Below are 20,904 nucleotides of genomic sequence, written 5' to 3' on the forward strand. Positions count from 1 at the left end.
GTTGTTATTTAGTTATTTCTAAGTAAACTTATTAATGACCATCTAACTATTTCTAGTTATTAAAGTCTATTTACTTGCTTAGTTTTCAATGATCTCAAACCTAGATTTTTAAACCTAAACTTTAGGTATCTGTGTTTGTGGAGGGGAATTATAGGGAGTGTTAGCTTAGTAGTTTCTTAAATCACAGGAGAGTTTTTGAAGAAATTTTAGAAGATGGGATTTAAACGCAAAAATGTCTAATTATCTTCTATCCAGCCGCCACCCATTAACTTGTTTCCGCTATAAAAAACAGCTGCTTGTCCTGTTGCAACACCAAACACACTCTCTTGTAATGTCACATATGCTTTATCCTCTTTTACAATAACATGACACGGCACGGCTTTTGTTCTATATCTTAGTTTTACGGTTGTATCAAACTCTTTTTCATCTGTATAGAGATTTAAATTGTTTAAAACTACACTATTGCAGGCAAGTTCCTCTTTTTTACCGACTATAATTTGATTTTTCTGAGGATTTATGTCAACTACATAGTGTGGGTCATGTGCACCGCTTACGCTAAAACCTCTTCTTTTTCCTATTGTGTAATGCATGTAGCCCTTATGTTCACCTACGACATTACCTTCCATGTCCAAAACATCGCCTTTTCTATCTACTTCCACATAATCTTTCAGCAAGTCTGTATAAGTTGTTTCAACAAAGCATATTTCTGCAGATTCGCTCTGTGAAGCAAATGACTCTAAGCCTTTAATTGAAGCAGCAAGCTCCTTGATTTCGCTCTTTTTTCTATCTCCAAGCGGAAAAAGAAGTCTAGGAAGTATCTCTTTATTGACATAAAAAAGAAAATAACTCTGATCCTTTGTCTCGTCGTCAGCCTCGTAAAAATATTTTCCATCTGTTTTTATGTAGTGTCCTGTTGCAACAAAATCAGCTCCTATCTTATCGGCAAACTTTACCATCTCGCCGAATTTCAGGCTTCTGTTGCAGAGTGCGCACGGATTTGGCGTTTTTCCTTCAGCATATGTATCGATAAATGGGCGAAAAACTTTTTCGTTAAATATCTCTTGCAAATCTAGCACATGTAGTTTTACGCCGACAAAGTCGGCAGCCTTTTGTGCTCTTGCCTGATGTATTTCGTGATACCCTGGTTTAGAGTGAAGTTTCATATATAAACCCTCCACGTCATACCCCTCTTTTTTTAATAAAAGTGCAGATATTGTAGAATCAACACCTCCGCTCATTCCTACTAATACTTTTTTATGACTCAGCATTTGGTGCTTCGCTTGTATTGGATTTCAAATCTTATCTTTTTCATTAATTATCCTTTATGTTTATATTATACATGTAGCTTACTTTATCTGTTTGACGCCAATATTTTTTTCGTCAAAAAATTCAACGAGGGTTTTATAATATTTTGTATCGTCAAGTCCGGATTTCTTTAAAATCTCAATTTGATTTAAGAGCGATAACTCTATTTCGTTTAATATCTGCTCTAAATCATCAGTTAGTGTAATTATTTGCAAATCTTGTTCGCTTATCATGCCGTTTTTATAGAGCTTTTTTTCTAAAAATTTCATAAGCGGTTTGTAAAATGCAACTCCGAAGACAAATATTTTCACACCCGTTACTTTTTTTGTCTGCACGAGAGTCAAAGCTTCAAATAGCTCATCAAGCGTTCCGTAGCCGCCGGGGAAAATTACATAGGCGATAGAGTACTTAACTAGCATAACTTTTCTTGAAAAAAAGTAGTCAAAACTTAGATCTATCGTAGTGTATCTGTTTGGCATCTGTTCAAATGGAAGGTCTACGTTAAGTCCGATTGACTCTACGTTTTTATGCTTAAGCGCCCCTCGATTGGCAGCCTCCATAATTCCTGGTCCACCGCCCGTCATTACATTAAAACCTCTTTTTGCAAGCATTGAAGAGAGCTCTTCTGCTTTTTTGTAATACTTGATGCTACTTTTTGCTTTTGCGCTTCCAAACATTGTAACTGTCGGTCCAAGCTCTCCAAGCTCGTCAAAACCTTTTACGAAATCTGCAAGTATCCTAAAAACACTCCATGTGTCTGCAGACTTTATCTCTTTGACATATTTTTTTGCCAAATCATCCTTATGTTTTCGCATTTATTGCAATCCTTGCTATGATTTTAGCTGATTTAATCTCTCTCTTTTTGTGCCTATGGTAGTTATCTGAACGCCAAAGTTGCCATCTACAATCACAACCTCGCCCTCAGCTATTATATGGTCATCTACTAAAATATCAAGGGGATCGTTTGCCAACTGGTTAAGCTCTATTACGGAACCTATATCCATATTTAGAACATCCTTGAGAAGCATTTTTTTCTTTCCGATTCTGACCTTGACAGGCAGTTTAACATCCATAATAAGGGCTATATTGCTCATCTCTTCGCTGTTAAGCTGTGAGTTTTTTACGCTCTCGGGAAATTTATAAGATTCATATTTTGACTCATCTGCAGTGGCTTTGGCACTATTAAATACTGCGTCATGCAAGGTCTCATCCATGATAAACATAAAAAGAGATTTAACACTGCCGATTTTGAAATGATATACAAACATCTTGCGGTAATTCTCCAAAGATACATCTTTGTTTTCACCGATATACTCAACATTTTCAATAGTAAAAGAGAGGATAGGAAGCTCTTTTTGAGCACCTAGGCTGTTTGAAATTGCACCGAAAATATTTGACGTAATCTCTTTAGCCGCATCTAAGTCATCATCTGTGACATCTTCTCTCTGGCTCTCCTCTTCGCCCATCATCATGTCAGATAGAGAAGCTACAAGATTTGGCGTTAGCGCAACCATTGCAGAGGCATTTACGGCACCGCTTACGGCAATATTAAGCAGTACAATAGGAGGAATAATATTTGAAATAATACTCAGATCCTGCTCCTCTTTTAGACTTAATGATGGAGCCTCCCCGATTAATGCCTCAACAGTGCCTGCTGTCTCGCTCTCAAATAATTTCATAAAATCGCTCATCACCTACTCCTCATCCATATCATTTTCTTCTTCAAACATAATCTCTTTTACACCTGATATTTTCTCGCGTCTAATTGACTCAAAATTCTCTAATGCCCTCTTAACAGCATCTTTTTCCGTCTCGATTATCTCAGTTACCTGTATAGATTTTCTAAATCTTCTTAGTCCGACTTTACCCCTAAATCTCTCTTTGCCGTCAACTCTGACGGTTACGACGTCATCTGCAGGGCTAGTAAGTCTTATGATATCGCCGCTTTGCAACTCTAACACATCGTAAAGCGTGAGCTCTGCGTCGCCGAGCATTGCCTCAATCCCTACTTTTGCTCCGCCTAGAAGTACATGTAGTTCAGTATTTCTGCTCTTTTTTGTACTTGTCTCATTTAGCATCAAATCTCTGCTGGCAAGCTTTGGAAGAACCGGCTCGAGCGCAATTACAGGGTAGCAGATATTCATCATCCCTGAGCTTTGTCCAATTATAATCTCCATTACGACCATTACGACAATCTCATTTTGAGCAACAATCTGAACGACATTCGGGCTCGACTCTTTGGACTCGATATTTGGAAAAATATCCATAACCGGTCCCCAGGCCTCTTTAAGGGTGCTCATCATAACTCTTAAAATTGTCTCAAATAGACTTAGCTCGATATCAGAAAACTCTCTGCTTGCGTCAAACGGCTCGCCCTTTCCACCTAGCAGCCTATCTAGCATCGGAAACGCAATAGATGGATTTATCTCAATAACTCCGCTTCCCTCTAACGGCTTCATTGAAAATACGTTAAAGCTTGTAGGGTTTGGCAGCGACATCAAAAATTCACCATATGTCATCTGGTCAACAGAGTGAAGCTGAATCTCAACGATTGAACGCATGATAGAAGATATCTGTGAAGCCAAAGACCTAGCCATCTTATCATGGATACCGCGAAATGCGCGAAGCTGCTCTTTTGAAACCCTGTTTGGTCTCTTAAAGTCGTAAAGTGTTACCTGTCTTTGAGAAATAGGAGAATCATCGACTCCTTCAAAGACATCATCACCCTCATCATCAACAACATCTAGTAGCGCGTCTATCTCTTCTTGTGAAAGTATATCTGCCATCTTTACGCCCCTACACTCTCTTTAATTTTGTAAATAACAGATTTATGTATCTGAGATATTCTTGATTCCGTTATATTTAATACATCACTAATCTCTTTAAGAGAGAGCTCTTCAAAGTAGTAAAGCTGGATTATCATCTGTTCTCTCTCGCTGTACCCGCCTAGCACTGACTTGATAACATTTACAAGCTCTTCTCTCTCTATGTTTGCAAGAGCCATGCCCTCGTCTCCGACTTGCAGTTGGTCATGAAGCGGCATCACCGTATATATGGATGAAGCAATTCTAGCTTCGTGAATCTTTTCCACGCTCTCGCCAAGCATCTCTGAGAGCTGTTTATCGCTAGGCTCTTCATCGTTTATCGTCCTATACTCTTCAACGGCATAATCTATTGCCTTGACTAACTTTCTGCTTGATCTGCTAAGTATATCCAAGCTTCTTAAATAATCGAGCATTGCCCCGTAAACCCTCTTCTTCGCATATCCCCAAAAAGAGTCGTTTAAAGACTCGTCATACCTTCTTGAGAGTTTTATCAACTCTTCTGTGCCTATTGCAGAGAGATCCATATAATCAACAGAACTAGGCAGTCTCTCTTTTAGCCTAAAAGCCATGGCCTTGACAGCAGGCAGATATTGAATTGCAAGCTCATCTTTTTTATGTCTAAGGTCTTGGGTGTATGCAGTAATCACAAATCTCCCCCGCTTCTTGCATTGGTTTTAATCGCAACATCTGTTATTTTGATTGCCGAATCTATAAGTTTTTCTCTCTTGTTTATCTCAAGAGCAAAGAAATCGAGTTTTTTCTCATGCAGATCTTTTGGAAAGAAATAATTTTTAGCGGTGGTTGTTCTGTAGTAAAAAGCAATTATTATGTGTGAAAATAGATAAAAAAATGCAGTTATAAAAAATGTGTATATTAGCAGACCTTCGGCATTAAACGACTTTAATATACCAAAAACTATTCCAACAAAAAAGCCTTGGACAGTAAAAAAATATACAAAATTCTCGCCCAGCATCTACAATTGCCCCGTATTTGATTTAAAAATGTTTTACCAAACGCCTAAAAAGCCCTGACAACCCACTCTCACTTGGTGAAACTAGCACATTTCGTTCCAAATTTTTATTTATACTGTTTGCAATAGCAACTATATCTTTATGAACATTTGACCCAGGATGTGCAACACTAAAAAGCGCTCTTTGTTTCACAGAAGATGAAACCTTTATGTCGCTGTCAATCTTTCCTATCAATTTTAAATCAAGTTTGCTTCCGATGTTGGCAAGTGCCACTTTTTTTATCTTCTCATATACGGCAACAGCCTCTTTTTCGTTCTTTACCTGATTCATTATCAGGCTAATATCATCTCTTAAGGTGGCAATTGTTTTAATCGTTGCATATGCATCCGTTATTGCGGCAGGGTCTGGAACAGTTACGACAATAACATCATCAGCGGCATTTAAAAACATCTGTATATGATTACCGATACCGGCTCCGGTATCTATTATCATAACATCGAGTTTGTCCAAAATCTCAGCTTCACTCATAAATCTCTCAAAAAGAGCCATATCCGAATATTTAAGTATCTCATCACCGCTCTCGCCTGGAATCAGGATAAGATTTCTAGTAATAGGGATTAGTATATCAGCGACGGTTGCTTCGCCTTTTAGTACATGCAGAATATTTTTCTTTATTTTTACGTTGAACATAACGTCGAGATTTGCAAGCCCTATATCTGCGTCAAATATTCCGACGTTAAGACCGCTTTGAGAGAGTACATAAGCCAAATTTGAGCTTATTGTACTTTTACCGACTCCTCCTTTGCCACTCGTAATGGCAATAAAACGTGTTTTTTTAGATTTTTTTGCAGAGTTTGAAGAGACAAGCTCTTCTAGTTTCTTAGCCTGATGTCCAATCATGCCTTGCTCCTGTTGAATCCGTTTAGTAGGCACTCCACTAAAAAATCGCTGCTCGCACAAACCAAATCTTCAGGGACTTCCTGTCCTACAGAGAAGTAGCTTATCGGTTTTTTCGTCTCATAGGCAAGAGAGAAAATATTTCCAAATCCTCTTGTCTCATCAAGCTTTGTAAACATAAGCGTGTCAACGTTAAGTGTAGAGAAATTCTCGTATGTTGCCTTTAAATCCTCATATTTTATGGAACTCGGCATTACCAAAACAACATCAATATTGTACCTTGAATCATTTCTGTCCAAACACTCATATATCTTCTCTATCTTATTTCTGTCGTATGGGCTAGAACCCATGGTGTCGATGAGAATGTAGTCGCAATATTTAAGCGAATCAAGCGCGCTGGCAAAGTCAAGCGGATCAACTACCGTCTCAATGCCGAGTTTCATCATTCTTGCGTACTGCATAAGCTGCTCAACCGCGCCGATACGGTATGTATCAAGCACAATCAGTCCTACTTTATACTTTTTTTCCATAAGGTATGAGTATCTAGCTGCGAGTTTTGCCACCGATGTTGTTTTGCCCACACCTGTAGGGCCTACTAACATTACTACTTTTTTGTTTCCGATTGAGGGAGTGGCCTCCATTCTCACAGGCACCATTTTTCTAAGAATTGTCTGGAAATATCTCTTTACGGTTGCGGAGTTTTCTCTCATCTTAAATGGCATATGCTCTAGCGTCATTCTCATAATCGCATCAAGATGTTCTCTATTCATGCCGCTTTGGGAAGCAAGTCTGTATATCTCTGCAAATTCTGAAGGTATGTGGCTCTCTAAATCAGGCGCCTTTTCATCCCAAAACATATTTTGGATGATTTTAACTTTGTCGCCGAGCTTTGCTATCTCGGATTTTATCTCTTTTAGCTCTTTTGGCTCAAACGAACTCTGAGGAAGCTGCTCCTGATACTCATAAAGAGGCTCCCTGACATCTGCTATCTTTGATATCTGTTTTGCGGCATATGAGATGTCATAGAGAACGTCAGCGCTCTTTTGCGTTAGAGGTCTGCCGTCTTTTGGTATGTTATTTGTTTTTTTGTAAGTCTCATGCTCCGTATCATTCTCCAAACCCATGACAATTTCATAGATAGGTTCGCGCCCGAGTGATTTTTTCTGAACCTCTTTTGTATCAATATGAAGCATATTGGAATAGCTGGCATGCATCTTTGCTCTTTTAAGAGCTTCCGATGGTGTTTTACCTGTAAAAGTTAATATCTTCATCTCTGTATATCCATAAGTGGTATCAGCACGCTCTCTCTATTAGCCCACTGTGCGTGAGGAATTTGCAATTTAGGCGTATTGACGACTCTGTTATCAAAAAAAATAATATCCAAATCTAGCGTCCTCGGAGCATTCGCAAAACTTCTTTTACGCGCAAATTTTTTCTCTACTCTCATTAAATAATCCAGAAACACTTTAGGCTGCATGCTTGTTTTTAACACAACTATTGAATTAAAAAAATCATCCTGCTCTGCAAAACCAAAAGGAGGATTTTTCAAAATCAATGACGTTCGGAGCAATTCGACCCTTTTATCTCTTGTAAAATATATAAAAAGATGTTCAAACCTTCTCTTTACATCGCCCAAGTTTCCACCCACTCCTACAGTAACACTGTAGCGGTGAAAACTCCTCTGTCTACTGCTCTTGCCAAAACGCAAACCTTTGAAAGTTGTCAGACTCTCACTTAGCTTACGTTTAATGTACATCACTACTCAGCTTAAACAGCCTGCTGTTTTTGCATCTCTTGAACAGCTTTTATCTCATTTAGAACCTGAACCATTCCGACCATCGCCAAATGGTATCCAAATGGACCAAAACCAACAATCGACGATGAACATACAGGTGCGATCATATTTTGTTTTCTAAAATCTTCACGACGATAAATATTGCTGATATGAACTTCTATAGTAGGAAGATTTACAGCAGAGATAGCATCACGAATTGCGATAGAAGTATGTGTATATGCAGCGGCATTAATAATAATTCCGTTTGCATCCCCGTAACACTCCTGAATCTTATCTACAATCTCGCCCTCTAAATTACTTTGAAAAAATTCTATCTCAAGCCCACTCTGGCTTGCAAAATCTTTCATCTGAGCATGTATATGCTCCAGCTTCATTGCACCGTAAATATGCTGTTCTCGCACACCCAGCATATTTAAATTCGGTCCTTGAATTACTACAACCTTCATCTTCTGCCTTTTTATTTAATAATTACTATTTTTAAGGAGCTATTTTATCTAAATTAAGCATAATCTATTTTAAATTTTTAAAAAAGATGAAATATGCAGATAATAACTCCAAACTATATTTTAACGCCCTCTGCTCTGCTTCAAGAGATGTCGGTTGCATTTGATAAAATTATACATAAAATCGCCCCTCTTGAAGAGCTAAAGAGCCTTTTTCCTGATGCAAACATAATAAAACTGGAAAAAAACTCGCTTCTTATGCCTGGACTTATAAATGCACATGTACATGTAGAATTCAGCGCAAACAAAACAGAGCTCTCATATGGCGATTTTATCTCTTGGCTATACAGTGTCATTGAAAATCGCCAGCAGCTAATCGGTGGCTGCGATAACGAGTGTATGAAGAAAGCTATTGACTCTATGCTTGAGAGCGGAATTACGACATTCGGTGCGATAAGCTCTCATGCCATGGACTTAGAAGCCTGCGCAACTGCTCCCCAAAATGTTATTTTTTTCAATGAACTTATAGGCTCACAGGCAACTATGGCCGATGCTCTTTTTGGAGATTTTATCTCAAGGCTTGATGCCTCAAAAGCGGTGCAAAGAGAGGGGTTTTATCCCGCTGTTGCCATCCACTCGCCCTACTCTGTCCACCCAATTCTTATAAAAAAAGCTCTTAAAATAGCAAAAGAGGAAAATCTTAAACTCACAGCCCACTTTATGGAGAGCTCTGCGGAGCGCAAATGGCTTGATGAGAGCCGCGGCGAATTTGCTGATTTTTTTGAAAAGCTGCTAAAACAAAACAGCGCTATCAGCGATTCAGGCGAATTCCTAGAGCATTTTAATGGGCAAAGCACGATGCTTACACACGTAGTAAAGGCAAACGATGATGAGCTTAAAACGTTGTCATCAAACGGACACACCGTCATCCACTGCCCTATTTCAAACAGACTTTTAGGAAACGGTGCGCTTGATTTAAAGAAGCTCGAAGAACAGAACATTAGATGGATTTGCGCGACGGACGGACTTAGTTCGAACTATAAACTGGACCTTTTTGAAGAGATGAAAATCGCTCTTTTTATGCACTCAAATATGCCGCTGCTAGATTTGGCAAAAAAGCTGATAAGAAGTGTCACTATTGATGCATCGGATGCTTTGGGACTTAACTCCGGAGAGATTGCCGAGGGCAAAAATGCCGACATGTTAGTTATTGATCTCGAGAGTGAGCCAAATGATGAGTTAGCTATCCATTTAATACTTCATAGATATAATATCTCAAAAATTTACATTAATGGAATGTTAAAAAAAGGCACCCAATGCAGTTTATAAAAAGTATATTTTCACCAATATTGGCGGTTATGAAGTTTATCCAAGAACATTTTAAAGCGATGATATTTTTGCTTATCGTTTTTTTGATTTTTGCGCCACGAAGCCAAGAGGATTTAAAGCCAAACAACCTTGAGCAGATAAATTTAGTAGGTCCCATCATGGAGGTTTCAGAAGTTATAAACCAGATAGATGAAGCTGCAAAAAACGACTTTGTAAAGGGTATTTTATTAAACGTTGACTCACCTGGAGGCGCTGTTGCGCCATCAATTGAGGTGGCTTATGCCATAAAGAGAGCCAGAGAAAAAAAACCCGTAGTCGTATATGCCAGCGGGACTATTGCCAGCGGAAGCTACTACGCGAGTATCTGGGCAAACGAGATAATGGCAAATCCCGGCTCAATGGTCGGAAGCATAGGCGTAATCATGCAGGGAGCAGATGTTAGCGAGCTTATGAGCAAAATCGGCATCAAATCACAAAGCGTTCAAGCCGGAAAATACAAAAAAGTCGGAGCGACAGACAGAGAGTGGACGGAGTTTGAGATAAATGAACTAAACAAGGTTATTTACGGCACTTACGACCTATTTACAACGGATGTCGCAAACGCAAGAGGACTTGACATAAACAAAAGAGACAATTTCGCAAATGCGCATATCTTCACAGCTGCACAGGCAAAAGATGTCGGCTTGATTGACAGCATCGGCGTAGAGTATGATGCGAAAAACAGGATTGCCGAGCTTAGCGGAGTGGCTGAACAGCTATGGAACAAAGAGGATAAGATAGATAAGTTTATAAAGAAGCTCTCAGCTCAGAGTGCGGTAACTCTTCACACATACTTTCCGACGCTGGTGCTAAAATAAAACAGCTAAACTTTTTCAAACCATATAAATTCACTAATGCTTCACGGTAGGTACCCCAAAAACCAGCCGTGCAAGTTTTGACCCCTCCGTTATAGTTGTGATAATACGACTGGATAGAGGTTTGTCCGTTTTATTAGTCATTCTTCTTTTTTTCTGGTTTTTTTCTAAACATGTAGTAATTCTCTCTCTAGCAAATCTTCCACATAAGAGGGTTCGGCTTTTTTTACATTTTTCCAGACTCCCGATGGAAATCTAACCTGAAGTCTATCTTTCTCTCTTAGTTTTATAATTTTTTTAGCAGAGAGCAGCTTTGATACGGGGGAGAAATCAACATCCGTCAAATCAACGTCATTTTTATGAAAAAGGGTCTGCTTCTTAAAGTTACCCCACCCAGGGATACCATCTTCCGTGTATGGAACCTCATAACCGTTTTTAAAATCAACCATAATTTTATAGTGGCTGTTATCAAATATTTTAGCTATTTTTCCGGCGCCAAATACCAAATCATAAATGTTGTCACCAACTTTTGCATCCTCAAAATAGACCATTGCTACTCCTTCGTAATTTTACGAAGAAGTTTATAGCTACTGGGTTACAAAAAAGTTACATGTACTAAATTATAACCTTGGCAACAGTAGACATATTCTCAAAAATTCTCTTAACTCTGTCCTGCCAAAGTTCGCCGAACTCTTTTATCTCTTGCGGAGTTGCCGCTCCACCCATCATTTTTTGCATAAGCGGCTGCATCTTAGGACTTCCACCCACAAGTGATGGGTCATAATATACATCAACGCTTTTTCCGTTATCAACTCTTGTAAACTTAACAGAAGAGCTTATTTTTGCATTAAAACTCATCAAAGAGTGGCGTGCAAATTTTCCGCCAAGCCCTTTAAAACCGCTCTTGTCAGTTGCCCCTGTAATCTGAGAGATTACGTTGCCTATAACGCCTGCGACACCATCTTCCAAAGACTCTTTAAACTCAACTTTTATCTCTCCTCTGATAGCCGGAGAGTTTGGATAGAGAGCTTTCAACCCGACTAATGTCGTAATATATGCACCTGCAACCGTTGGGCAGCTGTGCCCTGCCGCTTTAACTATCTCCAGATAATTAAACTCGTAAATTCCCCCTTCAAATGCCCCCAAAACATTTGAGAGAGGGTCTACGACTTTAATTCTCTCAATAGTGTCAAAAAATTCCGGATAATTCATATAAACCCCTATATATCTCTTTTTGTTAGCACTTTTGCGCTAATTACTACTCTATCACTCATTAAATCAAAAATTTCATCAACTTTTAGCGACTCTATATCGATAACTTTAGACTCTTTTGAAATCTGTGCAAAGCCTTTTTTCGTCTTTAATTTAGGATGGTTGGATTCTAGCATTTTTTGCAAAGTAAGGAGTTGATTTTGAGCAATATTCATCTTGCTCTCTATAACATGCGGAAATCTTATTTTTATTGACTCAGCCTCTTTAGAAAAATTTTGCATCTTAAATGAAATAGTTTGATTAAAAGAGTCGCGAAACTGCTTAATCTCATCTATCTTATGGCTTATTTTTTTCTCAATTGAGTGCTGTGCATATAAGTTTGCCAAATGCGTAAGCTCTTGTTTTGAGTTGTAAATTTTTTGCATAATTCTCTGGTTGTAGTGAGAGCTTAGAGAGTCTATATATTGGTTGAGTTCGTTAGAATCAGGCAGTATCATCTGCATTGCGGCACTTGGAGTAGGAGCCCTTAAATCCGCAACAAAATCACTTATAACCCAGTCAATCTCATGCCCAACAGCAGAGACGATTGGAGTCGTTGCTTTAAATATTGCATCTGCAACTATCTCTTCATTAAACGCCCACAAGTCTTCAATGCTTCCACCACCCCGACCTACTACAATAATATCATATTCCTTTGTATCAGCACTGCTCAATGCTCTCACTATAGATGGAGCTGCGCTCTCTCCTTGAACCAAAACATCGTAAATATCTATCTCGATAGCTCTGTATCTACTCTGCGCAACGCGAAGCATATCCTGCAGTGCCGCGCCTGTTGCTGAAGTTATAAGAGCAATTTTTTTTGGAAATTTAGGAAGAGGCTTTTTTCTTGTTGTGTCAAAATAGCCCTGTATGGAGAGCTTGCTCTTTAGCTGCTCGAACGCCAGAGCCAATGCACCGTGTCCTGATGGCTGAATAGTAAAACAGTTTATCTGATATTCGCCGCGCGGTTTGTAAAGACTCAGCGTTCCATCAAGCACAACTTTTAGCCCCTCTTGGAGCTGAAACTTCAGTTTTGCTGCATTAGCCTTAAAAATAACGGCTTTGATTGTTGAGGAGGAGTCTTTGAGAGTAAAATATATGTGCCCGCTGTTGTGAAAAGTGATACGAGATATTTCTCCCTCAACCAAAACCCTCTCAAACGTGCTCTCTAGCAGGCTTTTTATCTGCTCGTTTAGCGAGGAGACACTAAGAGTGTACACTCTATGCCTATTTTTTTCTTGCTATTAATAGCGTTGAGATATCCATTGAGAAACTCTTTGTATAGACAATTTCAAAATCTGCGGTTTCAAGCTCTTTTTTCATATTTTCTACTGTTGAGAAATCTTCTATCGAGCTTGGAAGGTACTCGTACGCTTCAAGGTTTTTAGAGATAAAACCGCCGATTTTAGGCAAAATTTTATTCATATAAAAATCTCTTATTTTTCCAAGAAGTGATGGATTCTCATTTTTCATAAACTCTAAAATTACGACAAGTCCGCCTTTTTTTAGAACCCTGTTAAACTCTCCGAGCGCTTCTTGCCTCTCAACTACATTTCTTATGCCGTATGTAATGCTTAGAATATCTGCAGCAGCGTCTGGAAGCGGGATATTTGTCGCAGTTGAGATAAAGTAGTTAAATTTTGGATACTTCTCTCTTGCAACACCAACCATCCCTTTTGATGGGTCAACGCCTACAATCTCTCCCAACGCAATACCGTTGGAGAGTGATCTTTTTTTCCAAAAATCCATCATATCGCCGGTTCCGCATGCAACATCAACAATCTTCTCAATAGAATTCTGTGCATAGAACTCATAAGCTAAATCGCAGGCTTTTCGTCTCCAGCTTTTATCTACGCCCATACTCATAACGCGATTTGCGGTATCGTACGTAGGCGCGATATCATCGAACATTGATACGATTTTTTCCTGTTTTTCCATCTTAATCTCTTCCTCTGTTATCTGCTTGCTTCATCCACATAATTATATCCTGCTCATCTTGGAGTATATTTAAAACATCAAATTTACACTTCTGGGCTACGATGTTCTCTCTACCGCCGAAGCTTGGGGAGACAAAAGAGAGATAATGAGTAACAAACTCTTTAGAGTACTCAAACATATTCTCTCCCCCCTCAATCATAATATTTTTGTAGTTATCGAAAATAGAAAAATTATCCATAATCATAACTTTTCTATTTTTGATACCAAATAGCGGGATTGTTTTATCAAACTCCTCTGTTTTTGAGAGTATCAAAACATCGGGTGCTCTTCCGCCCACAAGTCTTGCGTCCAGAGTAGGTCTGTCAACTCTGACCGTATTTCCGCCGACAACTAACAAATCGCATAGATCTCTCATCGCGTGAACAAAGGTTCTTGACTTCTCTGAACTTATTATTCCATCATCAACAGTTCCGTTTAATCTCTGTGCCCACTTAAAAAAAACAAATCTTTTTTCACTCCACATCTCAAAAGGAGTTAGCAATTCGCCGCACTCTTTAGCCAAAATATCTGTTTCTACATGTATATTTGCATTTTTTACAATCTCAGCTCCGCCTGATGCCTCTTTGTTTGAATCCAAAGAGCCGATAAAGAGCCCCTTTATGCCGAGTTTTGAGATAAGAGTTGCACAAGATGGAGTTTTGCCTATGTGCGAACACGGCTCAAGAGTTACAAAAAGAGATACGCCATCAAAACAGTTGTTATGGTTTTTAAGCAGATATTCGTGAATCTCAAAGGAGGAACTTATATCTAAAATTTTTCCATCATTTGTAAGTTTAAAATATGCGCTTTTAAGCGCTTCAACTTCAGCATGAGCTTCACCTGCACGCTTGTGCGCCTCAACTGCCAAAATCTCGCCGCTTTTAGAAACAACAGAGCAGCCGACAGCCGGATTTGGGTATGTAACTCCTTGATACTTCCAAGCCTCATCCAAGGCTAATTTCATATAAAAACTATTATCTATTACCATTCAAAATATGTTTTTGCTTTAACAATTTGAGGAAAATCAACGCTAATCTCTTCACCGTCCATATCAAGAAAAATCGCAGAGTCTTCAACTTTAAGAAGCGTTCCTTTGTATTTATCTTTTGATTTTAGAACTATTGAGGCTTTTTCCCCGATAGAGAGCTCAAACTGCTTTAGTGTAGTTACTTTTCTCTCAATTCCAGGGCTTCCGACTTCAAGTCTATAGTCTCCTGAAACCGGCGGGGTAACATCCATAAGAGGCGAAATAAGACGGCTTAAGTGAGCGCACTCGTCCAAACTTACGCCTTTTCTTTTGCCATTGTCTATCTCAGTAGAGAGTACGCTCACTCTATAAATGGAGTCTTCTCCGTCTCTGACAATTGATATATCATAAAGCTCTAAATCCAATGATTTAACAAACGACTCTATATCTTTTTCTAAACTCATAAATAAACCTGCCTACTCTTTAGCAATTTTTTTGAACAGCTCTTCAATACTTTGAGCCTTTTTCATCTGTTCATCAAACTCAAACGTAAATTTAGGGGAGCGAAACCACCCCTGATTTTTCATGCAGTATGTCTCTACAATCGGTCTTGCATTTCTAAGAAGTTTTAAAAACTCGTTTTTTTGCGCCTCGGTGTAAGAAGCTGGGTCCAAATAGACTTTCGCATCGCTTCTTCCGCGTGAGCATTTTATGTCAATAACGTCCAGCTCATGCAATCTGCTATCGTTCAGGGAGCCGAGAGCTTCAGGAATCAGCTCTAGAAGAATCGACTCAGTTCTTTTGACTTTTATCTGGGCTTCTGTCATAAATCTAAACTCCAATCTTAAAAAGCAAGCTTTTTATAGCTTTTAGGTATGTTAGCCAATGGCATACTCCATGGCAAGGGGGTTGCAGAGACATTATCTCCATGCCATTATAATGGATTTCATTCATTACAATCTCTTCTATAGTGAAACTTTTTGTTCAACTTTTTTGAATGTTTCGATTACGTCACCAACGATAACATCGTCGTAACCTTTAATCATAACACCACACTCATAACCGTTTCCGATCTCTTCAACGTCATCTTTGAAACGCTTAAGCGATGTTAGCTCGCCCTCATGCACAACAACACCTTTACGTATAACGCGGACAAGTCCGCCGCGGATTAATTTGCCGTCAACTACGACACATCCCGCAACCATACCTTTAGGAGCCTTGAACGTATTTCTAACTTCTGCCTGACCAGTATTTATCTCTGAGAATTTAGGAGCCATCATACCTGTTAGCATTCCAGTTATATCGTCAAGCAGCTGGTAGATAATAGAGTATGTCTTAATCTCGACATTTTTCTGTTTTGCAAGCGCTTTTACGCTTCCCGTAGGACGAACGTTAAATCCAAGCAGTACACAATTCTCGCTGTTGCTTACAAGCTCAACATCATTTTCAGTAATTCCGCCGACGCCAGAAGAGATAATGTTGATTTTTACCTCATCGTTTCTAAGCTCGTTTAATGAACTTCTGATGGCCTCTAGTGAACCGTGAACGTCAGTCTTAAGAACAACTTTAAGAGATTTCAGTTTTCCCTCCGCAATCATGCTTGTCATATCTTCCAGTGTAGATTTTGTACTGTGTGAAAGCTCTTTGTGTCTGTCATACTCGTGACGTTTTTGTGCATACTCTCTAGCTTCTTTATCACTGTTCATAGCCATCATAATCTCGCCTGAAGATGGAACCTCATTTAGTCCGACTACCACAGCTGTATGACTTGGCCTAATGCTTTTTATCTGCTGTTTCTGCTCGTTAATAAGAGCTTTTACGCGCCCAAAAGAGCTTCCACAAACAACATAGTCTCCGACTTTTAGCGTACCGTTTTGAACGATTACCGTCGCAACAGGACCACGCCCTTTTTCAAGTGAAGATTCAACAACCGCCGCTTTAGCCATTGCATTCTCATTTGCTTTTAGCTCCATAACCTCTGCGGTAAGCAGAATATTTTCAAGCAAATCATCAATTCCCATTCCTGTTTTTGCAGATAGCGCAATAAACTCTATATCTCCGCCCCAAGCAATTGGATTTAGCCCGCGCTCAGCCATCTGACCCATTACCATGTCAGGATTTGCACCCTCTTTATCCATTTTGTTAAGCGCTACGATAACCGGAACTTTAGACTCTTTTGCAAGTTTAATTACTTCTTCAGTCTGAGGTTTAACACCGTCATCAGCCGCTACTACTATAACGATTATATCCGTAACTTCACTGCCTCTTTGGCGCATGTGAGAAAATGCTGCGTGACCTGGAGTATCTATAAATGTTATAGGTTTTCCGTGATGCTCAACAGTGTATGCACCTATGTGCTGTGTAATTCCGCCTGCTTCACTCTCTGTTACTTTTGCTTTTCTAATAGCATCTAGAAGCGATGTCTTACCATGGTCAACGTGACCCATTATTGTAATTACTGGAGCTCTCTCAGTAGCATTTTCATCAATCTCTTGGGTCAAATCATCTTCGTAGTTAAACGCATCTTTAGGATCTACTATAGTTACCTCTACTCCAAACTCTTCAGATAATATTTCAATTTCATCATGTCCTAAGAAGTCGTTTTTAGTCATCATTAAACCAAGAGTGAATAGAACTTTTATAACATCGCCTATAGGACGGTTTAATTTTTCCGCAAATTCGTATACACGAATATCTTCAGGGATTTCTACATGCGTTACTACAAGATCTTCAGGCTTATCTTTTGTATATTTTTTTCTTTTGTCGCGAGAGACATTTCTGCCACTAGGTGATGCTTTTTTATTGGCATTTCTTCCTGCAGGCTTAGCAACTCTAGGTTTTCTAGGCTCTTCTTCAATAATTGGGCGTCTCTCTGTGGCATTTAAATCCATCAGTACAACCTGGTCATCCATATCCATTGAGAGCTCAGCTAAAGAGCCGCCAAAAATATCAATCTTTACCCCCTGCTCCTGCTTTTTAGCTCCTGAGACGCTTTGCTTTGCTTTTTTCTTGTTTGCAAGCTCCTCAAGAACTTCAGCACTTATCTTGCCGTAAGATGAAACTATCGCAGCAGGTTTAGAAGCAGAGATATAACTCTCTTGCGGCTTCTCTTCCTCTTTTGGCTGCTTTTTCTTAACTATCTTAAGACCTGATTTTTTAATCTGCATCTTTTTAGGTTCATGAGCATCGGATAAATTTTCACCTTTAATCTCTTCTACTTCGACTTTTGCCTCTTTTGGTTCAGAAACTTCGCTTTTGTCTTCTTTTTCAATCTCCGGAATATGGCTCTCTTTAGTTTTTACTTCTGTTTTTATTTCTGTTTTTATTTCAGACTTTTCAATTTCTTCTTTGGGAGTTTTTTCATCTTTTTGAGCATCACTTACTGACTTTTCGTCTGCTTTTGTCTCAGATTTCGGTGCTTCTGCAAATTCACCACTCATTATATAGTTCATCAAGCTCTCAGCCTCTTGCATTGAAACCGAGCTATTTGATGATTTTATTTCAATACCTATATCCGAGGCTTTTTTAACTACATCTTTAGAAGTGATTCCTAATTCTTTAGCAATTTCGTGTACTCTAACTTTTTCTGTCATCAGTGATGATCTCCTTTAGTATGTTCGAAAATTTATCTCTGTCTCCACTTTTGCACTGTCGCATAAGCGCTTTTAAAACTTTTTTATCATCTTCAAGACAAATTTTACATATATAAAAACTTCTACCGCTACCTCTAAAAAGACTAAGTTGTGTATCTAAGCACTGAAGTCTAATCAGATTAATTTGTGCATCTCTTTGCCTACATGATATACACATTCTTAGAGGTTGATTAAATTTTTTCGCCATTATATCCAAAAGTTCCTTGATTTGATTAAGAAGATATCAATTAACTTATTTATCTACAATAAGTCCATCATTGTCAAAATTCAACACCTTTACAACAAATTCAGGGAATCTTTGGGCAAGTTTTGCAGCTATTACAGCAGAGTCCTCATCATAAACCATTGAAAAAAACGTAGAACCGCTACCTGAGAGTGTACTCATAAGCGCCCCACTCTCATATGCAACCTTTTGTACGTTAAACAGTTCAGGAAGAGTCTTCATTCTTGCTTTTTGATGGAATCTGTCCTGTGAAGCAAGTTTTAAAATCTCCCAATCCTCGTTAAAAAACGCGGCAACGCTAAGTGCTGTATGTGAGAGATTGTAGACTGCGCTCTCTTTTGAGTACGACTTAGGAAGAAGCAGTCTTGCCTTTGACGTGCTCATCTGCTTATTTGGTATAACCACAACCGCCTTAATATAGTCCGGGAGGTGTTTTTTTTGAGAAAAAACCTTGTTTTTCTCTACTGTTGCCACATTGAAACCGCCCATTACCGCGGGAGTAATGTTATCTGGATGGGACTCATATACCAAAGCGTGATTCAATATTCTTCTCTTTGAAACTTTAATGCCGGCTGCCTCATGAGCACTTGCAATTGCGCTTACGATTACGGCTGATGAGCTTCCAAGACCTCTTGACATTGGAATCTCATTATAAAAGTTGAATTTGAAATTCTGCCTTTTTTTGGTCAATCTATTATAGTGTTCGTTAAAAATACTGATAAATAGATTATTTCCCTTTAGCTTTGGGTTATTCTCGCCCTCGCCCTTAATACTTACACTAAAGAACTTTGAAGGATGAAATTCAACTACGTTGCGTAAATCAACTGCTAAACCTAAAGAATCAAACCCAGGTCCGAGGTTTGCACTAGTTGCCGGCACACTTACTGTCACTTTATTCCTATCCAACCGCTCCGATTCCATACAGAGGCGCAGCAGCTGTGCTAAACTCACTATACTCAAGCACATCCGGAAGCATAAAGCCAACCTCTGGTGCGATTTCTAGTTTTTGAGTTTTTATTTCTGATGAAACTTTAACAAAAAATAGCTTTCCAATCGCTTTGATTGGTTGATTTTTATTAAAATAGAATGCGTTTGTTGCGAAAAGTGGTATATTTTTTAAAATACTTATTGATTTTAAAAATATATATGCAATTTTTATTGCCATAAAACTGCCGGGGCCGTTGGCATAGAAGAGTTTTTTTATCTCATACTTACGTGAGAGCTCATCAAATATTTTCGGTAAAACATCAGAGCTCTTCTCGCTGCTTGAAATGCTCTCTATTAATATATTATCTTCATATACTCCGACTAAAATAGGAGATGACAAAGTTATAAAAACTAAATCAACCTCTTTATGCATACGCTTTTTCAAGCTCTTTTGTCTTCTCGTCAACAAGCTCTATAACTTCATAATTTTGAGCATCTTTTAAAAGTTCAAGAGTAAGCTTATGATTTAAGTCGTGACTTCCAGCCATTGCTTCATAGTTGCCCACAAAATTCATCCCTATAAGCGCCATATCGCCAATAGCGTCAAGTATTTTATGTCTTACAAACTCATCCGGAAATCTAAGCCCCTCAGGGTTTAATACTTTTTTATCGTCCAGAACGATTGCATTATCAAGTGAACCACCCAGAGCTAGACCTTTTGAGCGAAGATACTGCACTTCATGTAAAAATCCAAAGGTTCTTGCACGCGAAATTTCATCCTTATAGCTCTGCTTTGTAAAATTCAGCACGTACTCCTGCTTCTGAATTACAGGATGGGGGAATTTAATAGTAAAACCATATTGAAGATCTGTTGATGGAGAGAGCTTGACATATTTGTCACCCTCTTGCACAACTATCTCTTTTTTTATGCGCATTATTTTTTTTGGCACGTCCAGCTGAACAACTCCCGCTTCATCCAAAAGCATGCAAAAACTCGCACTGCTTCCGTCCATTACAGGCACTTCATCAGCATCTACAATAATTCTTAGGTTATCAATTCCATAGGCATAGATTGCTGAGAGCATATGCTCGATTGTCGAGATGACATAACCGTCTTTGCCGATAACCGTAGCCATTTTTGTATCAACTACATTATCAGGAATCAGCGGAATTGAAACATCAACATCGCTTCTATAAAAGATTAAGCCGCTGTTTGACTCCAAAGGTTCAAGTCTTAATTTAACAGCAGAACCTTTATGAAGACCTATTCCAACTAATTCAACACTTTTTTTTATAGTTGTTTGATACATTTTTGTTACCACCATTAAAATTTAATATAATTTTAGCTGTTAAAGCTCTCATTTGCAAGCAAAAAATATCCCAAAGAGCAAAAAAACTATATTTTATTGTCTATGATATTTTTCGCGCTCTTGATTACATTTGTTATGTTTAACCTCATCCACTCATTATCCATCCACTCGGCCGGA

General features: G+C 38.7%; 23 protein-coding genes. 2 read left to right on the forward strand and 21 right to left on the reverse strand.

Going from position 1 to position 20,904, the window contains the following annotated elements:
• Positions 1 to 236: 236 nt before the first annotated feature.
• From mnmA to aroQ, 10 genes are all read right to left on the reverse strand, one after another.
• Positions 237 to 1,268, reverse strand: coding sequence for a tRNA 2-thiouridine(34) synthase MnmA (mnmA, locus tag K0A91_RS09455; RefSeq protein ID WP_295009940.1), 1,032 nt, complete (start codon positions 1,266 to 1,268; stop codon positions 237 to 239).
• 78 nt (positions 1,269 to 1,346) lie between these two features.
• Positions 1,347 to 2,120 carry a TIGR00730 family Rossman fold protein gene (locus tag K0A91_RS09460; RefSeq protein ID WP_295009941.1) on the reverse strand — a complete coding sequence of 258 codons (774 nt, stop codon included), beginning with the start codon at positions 2,118 to 2,120 and terminating at the stop codon, positions 1,347 to 1,349.
• Between the two features lie 15 nt (positions 2,121 to 2,135).
• Entirely contained in the window at positions 2,136 to 2,996 is an 861-nt protein-coding gene (gene fliY, locus K0A91_RS09465; protein WP_295009942.1) for a flagellar motor switch protein FliY, read from the reverse strand.
• A 3-nt stretch (positions 2,997 to 2,999) separates the two neighbouring features.
• Positions 3,000 to 4,091: a flagellar motor switch protein FliM gene (gene fliM / locus K0A91_RS09470; RefSeq protein ID WP_295009943.1), complete on the reverse strand. Its 1,092-nt coding sequence runs from the start codon at positions 4,089 to 4,091 to the stop codon at positions 3,000 to 3,002.
• 2 nt (positions 4,092 to 4,093) lie between these two features.
• Positions 4,094 to 4,777, reverse strand: a complete 684-nt coding sequence (locus K0A91_RS09475; RefSeq protein ID WP_295009944.1) for an RNA polymerase sigma factor FliA — start codon at positions 4,775 to 4,777, stop codon at positions 4,094 to 4,096.
• Complete coding sequence (locus tag K0A91_RS09480; RefSeq protein WP_295009945.1) at positions 4,774 to 5,103, reverse strand: hypothetical protein; 330 nt, start codon at positions 5,101 to 5,103, stop codon at positions 4,774 to 4,776. The genes K0A91_RS09475 and K0A91_RS09480 overlap by 4 nt, the downstream gene beginning before the upstream one ends.
• Before the next feature lie 22 nt (positions 5,104 to 5,125).
• Positions 5,126 to 6,001, reverse strand: coding sequence for a P-loop NTPase (locus tag K0A91_RS09485; protein WP_295009946.1), 876 nt, complete (start codon positions 5,999 to 6,001; stop codon positions 5,126 to 5,128).
• Positions 5,998 to 7,269, reverse strand: coding sequence for a flagellar biosynthesis protein FlhF (flhF, locus tag K0A91_RS09490; RefSeq protein WP_295009947.1), 1,272 nt, complete (start codon positions 7,267 to 7,269; stop codon positions 5,998 to 6,000). The genes K0A91_RS09485 and flhF overlap by 4 nt, the downstream gene beginning before the upstream one ends.
• Positions 7,266 to 7,754 carry a 2-amino-4-hydroxy-6-hydroxymethyldihydropteridine diphosphokinase gene (gene folK / locus K0A91_RS09495; protein ID WP_295009948.1) on the reverse strand — a complete coding sequence of 163 codons (489 nt, stop codon included), beginning with the start codon at positions 7,752 to 7,754 and terminating at the stop codon, positions 7,266 to 7,268. Before folK ends, flhF begins: the two co-directional genes overlap by 4 nt.
• 11 nt (positions 7,755 to 7,765) lie before the next feature.
• A complete protein-coding gene (gene aroQ / locus K0A91_RS09500) occupies positions 7,766 to 8,239 on the reverse strand; it encodes a type II 3-dehydroquinate dehydratase (protein WP_295009949.1) in 474 nt (157 codons plus the stop codon).
• 93 nt (positions 8,240 to 8,332) lie between these two features.
• Between aroQ and K0A91_RS09505 the strand changes: the two genes are divergently transcribed.
• Both K0A91_RS09505 and sppA read left to right on the forward strand, forming a co-directional pair.
• Complete coding sequence (locus tag K0A91_RS09505; RefSeq protein ID WP_295009950.1) at positions 8,333 to 9,565, forward strand: metal-dependent hydrolase; 1,233 nt, start codon at positions 8,333 to 8,335, stop codon at positions 9,563 to 9,565.
• Positions 9,553 to 10,422: a signal peptide peptidase SppA gene (gene sppA / locus K0A91_RS09510; protein WP_295009951.1), complete on the forward strand. Its 870-nt coding sequence runs from the start codon at positions 9,553 to 9,555 to the stop codon at positions 10,420 to 10,422. The genes K0A91_RS09505 and sppA overlap by 13 nt, the downstream gene beginning before the upstream one ends.
• A 164-nt stretch (positions 10,423 to 10,586) precedes the next feature.
• Here the strand turns inward: sppA and K0A91_RS09515 are convergent, their stop codons facing one another.
• The 11 genes from K0A91_RS09515 to lpxC form a co-directional block, all read right to left on the reverse strand.
• Positions 10,587 to 10,970 (reverse strand): hypothetical protein, encoded by a 384-nt coding sequence (locus tag K0A91_RS09515; protein WP_295009952.1) that lies wholly within the window; start codon positions 10,968 to 10,970, stop codon positions 10,587 to 10,589.
• Between the two features lie 64 nt (positions 10,971 to 11,034).
• Entirely contained in the window at positions 11,035 to 11,631 is a 597-nt protein-coding gene (locus K0A91_RS09520) for an FmdE family protein (RefSeq protein WP_295009953.1), read from the reverse strand.
• Positions 11,632 to 11,639: 8 nt separating this feature from the next.
• Positions 11,640 to 12,890 carry an exodeoxyribonuclease VII large subunit gene (xseA, locus tag K0A91_RS09525; protein ID WP_295009954.1) on the reverse strand — a complete coding sequence of 417 codons (1,251 nt, stop codon included), beginning with the start codon at positions 12,888 to 12,890 and terminating at the stop codon, positions 11,640 to 11,642.
• A gap of 7 nt (positions 12,891 to 12,897) precedes the next feature.
• Positions 12,898 to 13,608: a bifunctional demethylmenaquinone methyltransferase/2-methoxy-6-polyprenyl-1,4-benzoquinol methylase UbiE gene (gene ubiE / locus K0A91_RS09530; RefSeq protein WP_295009955.1), complete on the reverse strand. Its 711-nt coding sequence runs from the start codon at positions 13,606 to 13,608 to the stop codon at positions 12,898 to 12,900.
• A 1-nt stretch (position 13,609) separates the two neighbouring features.
• Complete coding sequence (ribD, locus tag K0A91_RS09535; RefSeq protein WP_295009956.1) at positions 13,610 to 14,611, reverse strand: bifunctional diaminohydroxyphosphoribosylaminopyrimidine deaminase/5-amino-6-(5-phosphoribosylamino)uracil reductase RibD; 1,002 nt, start codon at positions 14,609 to 14,611, stop codon at positions 13,610 to 13,612.
• A gap of 17 nt (positions 14,612 to 14,628) precedes the next feature.
• On the reverse strand, positions 14,629 to 15,078 hold the full coding sequence (locus K0A91_RS09540) for a ribosome maturation factor (protein ID WP_295009957.1): 450 nt from the start codon (positions 15,076 to 15,078) through the stop codon (positions 14,629 to 14,631).
• Positions 15,079 to 15,090: 12 nt separating this feature from the next.
• Positions 15,091 to 15,441, reverse strand: coding sequence for a 30S ribosome-binding factor RbfA (gene rbfA / locus K0A91_RS09545; protein ID WP_295009961.1), 351 nt, complete (start codon positions 15,439 to 15,441; stop codon positions 15,091 to 15,093).
• A 138-nt stretch (positions 15,442 to 15,579) separates the two neighbouring features.
• Entirely contained in the window at positions 15,580 to 18,207 is a 2,628-nt protein-coding gene (gene infB / locus K0A91_RS09550) for a translation initiation factor IF-2 (RefSeq protein ID WP_295009958.1), read from the reverse strand.
• Positions 18,208 to 18,499: 292 nt separating this feature from the next.
• Positions 18,500 to 19,381, reverse strand: a complete 882-nt coding sequence (gene thrB / locus K0A91_RS09555; protein WP_295009959.1) for a homoserine kinase — start codon at positions 19,379 to 19,381, stop codon at positions 18,500 to 18,502.
• A gap of 7 nt (positions 19,382 to 19,388) precedes the next feature.
• Positions 19,389 to 19,850 carry a hypothetical protein gene (locus K0A91_RS09560; RefSeq protein WP_295009960.1) on the reverse strand — a complete coding sequence of 154 codons (462 nt, stop codon included), beginning with the start codon at positions 19,848 to 19,850 and terminating at the stop codon, positions 19,389 to 19,391.
• Positions 19,843 to 20,727: a UDP-3-O-acyl-N-acetylglucosamine deacetylase gene (gene lpxC / locus K0A91_RS09565; RefSeq protein ID WP_295009962.1), complete on the reverse strand. Its 885-nt coding sequence runs from the start codon at positions 20,725 to 20,727 to the stop codon at positions 19,843 to 19,845. Before lpxC ends, K0A91_RS09560 begins: the two co-directional genes overlap by 8 nt.
• Between the last annotated feature and the right edge of the window lie 177 nt (positions 20,728 to 20,904).

The sequence above is a fragment of the Sulfurimonas sp. genome, assembly GCF_019429335.1.
Lineage (GTDB): Bacteria > Campylobacterota > Campylobacteria > Campylobacterales > Sulfurimonadaceae > Sulfurimonas.

Excerpts from the sequence above, each read along its gene's own strand:
- mnmA (WP_295009940.1), bottom strand. The coding sequence starts at position 1,268 with ATGCTGAGTCATAAAAAAGTATTAGTAGGAATGAGCGGAGGTGTTGAT.
- K0A91_RS09460 (WP_295009941.1), bottom strand. The coding sequence starts at position 2,120 with ATGCGAAAACATAAGGATGATTTGGCAAAAAAATATGTCAAAGAGATA.
- fliY (WP_295009942.1), bottom strand. The coding sequence starts at position 2,996 with ATGAGCGATTTTATGAAATTATTTGAGAGCGAGACAGCAGGCACTGTT.
- fliM (WP_295009943.1), bottom strand. The coding sequence starts at position 4,091 with ATGGCAGATATACTTTCACAAGAAGAGATAGACGCGCTACTAGATGTT.
- K0A91_RS09480 (WP_295009945.1), bottom strand. The coding sequence starts at position 5,103 with ATGCTGGGCGAGAATTTTGTATATTTTTTTACTGTCCAAGGCTTTTTT.
- K0A91_RS09485 (WP_295009946.1), bottom strand. The coding sequence starts at position 6,001 with ATGATTGGACATCAGGCTAAGAAACTAGAAGAGCTTGTCTCTTCAAAC.
- flhF (WP_295009947.1), bottom strand. The coding sequence starts at position 7,269 with ATGAAGATATTAACTTTTACAGGTAAAACACCATCGGAAGCTCTTAAA.
- folK (WP_295009948.1), bottom strand. The coding sequence starts at position 7,754 with ATGTACATTAAACGTAAGCTAAGTGAGAGTCTGACAACTTTCAAAGGT.
- aroQ (WP_295009949.1), bottom strand. The coding sequence starts at position 8,239 with ATGAAGGTTGTAGTAATTCAAGGACCGAATTTAAATATGCTGGGTGTG.
- K0A91_RS09505 (WP_295009950.1), top strand. The coding sequence starts at position 8,333 with ATGCAGATAATAACTCCAAACTATATTTTAACGCCCTCTGCTCTGCTT.
- sppA (WP_295009951.1), top strand. The coding sequence starts at position 9,553 with ATGCAGTTTATAAAAAGTATATTTTCACCAATATTGGCGGTTATGAAG.
- K0A91_RS09515 (WP_295009952.1), bottom strand. The coding sequence starts at position 10,970 with ATGGTCTATTTTGAGGATGCAAAAGTTGGTGACAACATTTATGATTTG.
- K0A91_RS09520 (WP_295009953.1), bottom strand. The coding sequence starts at position 11,631 with ATGAATTATCCGGAATTTTTTGACACTATTGAGAGAATTAAAGTCGTA.
- ubiE (WP_295009955.1), bottom strand. The coding sequence starts at position 13,608 with ATGGAAAAACAGGAAAAAATCGTATCAATGTTCGATGATATCGCGCCT.
- ribD (WP_295009956.1), bottom strand. The coding sequence starts at position 14,611 with ATGAAATTAGCCTTGGATGAGGCTTGGAAGTATCAAGGAGTTACATAC.
- K0A91_RS09540 (WP_295009957.1), bottom strand. The coding sequence starts at position 15,078 with ATGAGTTTAGAAAAAGATATAGAGTCGTTTGTTAAATCATTGGATTTA.
- rbfA (WP_295009961.1), bottom strand. The coding sequence starts at position 15,441 with ATGACAGAAGCCCAGATAAAAGTCAAAAGAACTGAGTCGATTCTTCTA.
- infB (WP_295009958.1), bottom strand. The coding sequence starts at position 18,207 with ATGACAGAAAAAGTTAGAGTACACGAAATTGCTAAAGAATTAGGAATC.
- K0A91_RS09560 (WP_295009960.1), bottom strand. The coding sequence starts at position 19,850 with ATGCATAAAGAGGTTGATTTAGTTTTTATAACTTTGTCATCTCCTATT.
- lpxC (WP_295009962.1), bottom strand. The coding sequence starts at position 20,727 with ATGTATCAAACAACTATAAAAAAAAGTGTTGAATTAGTTGGAATAGGT.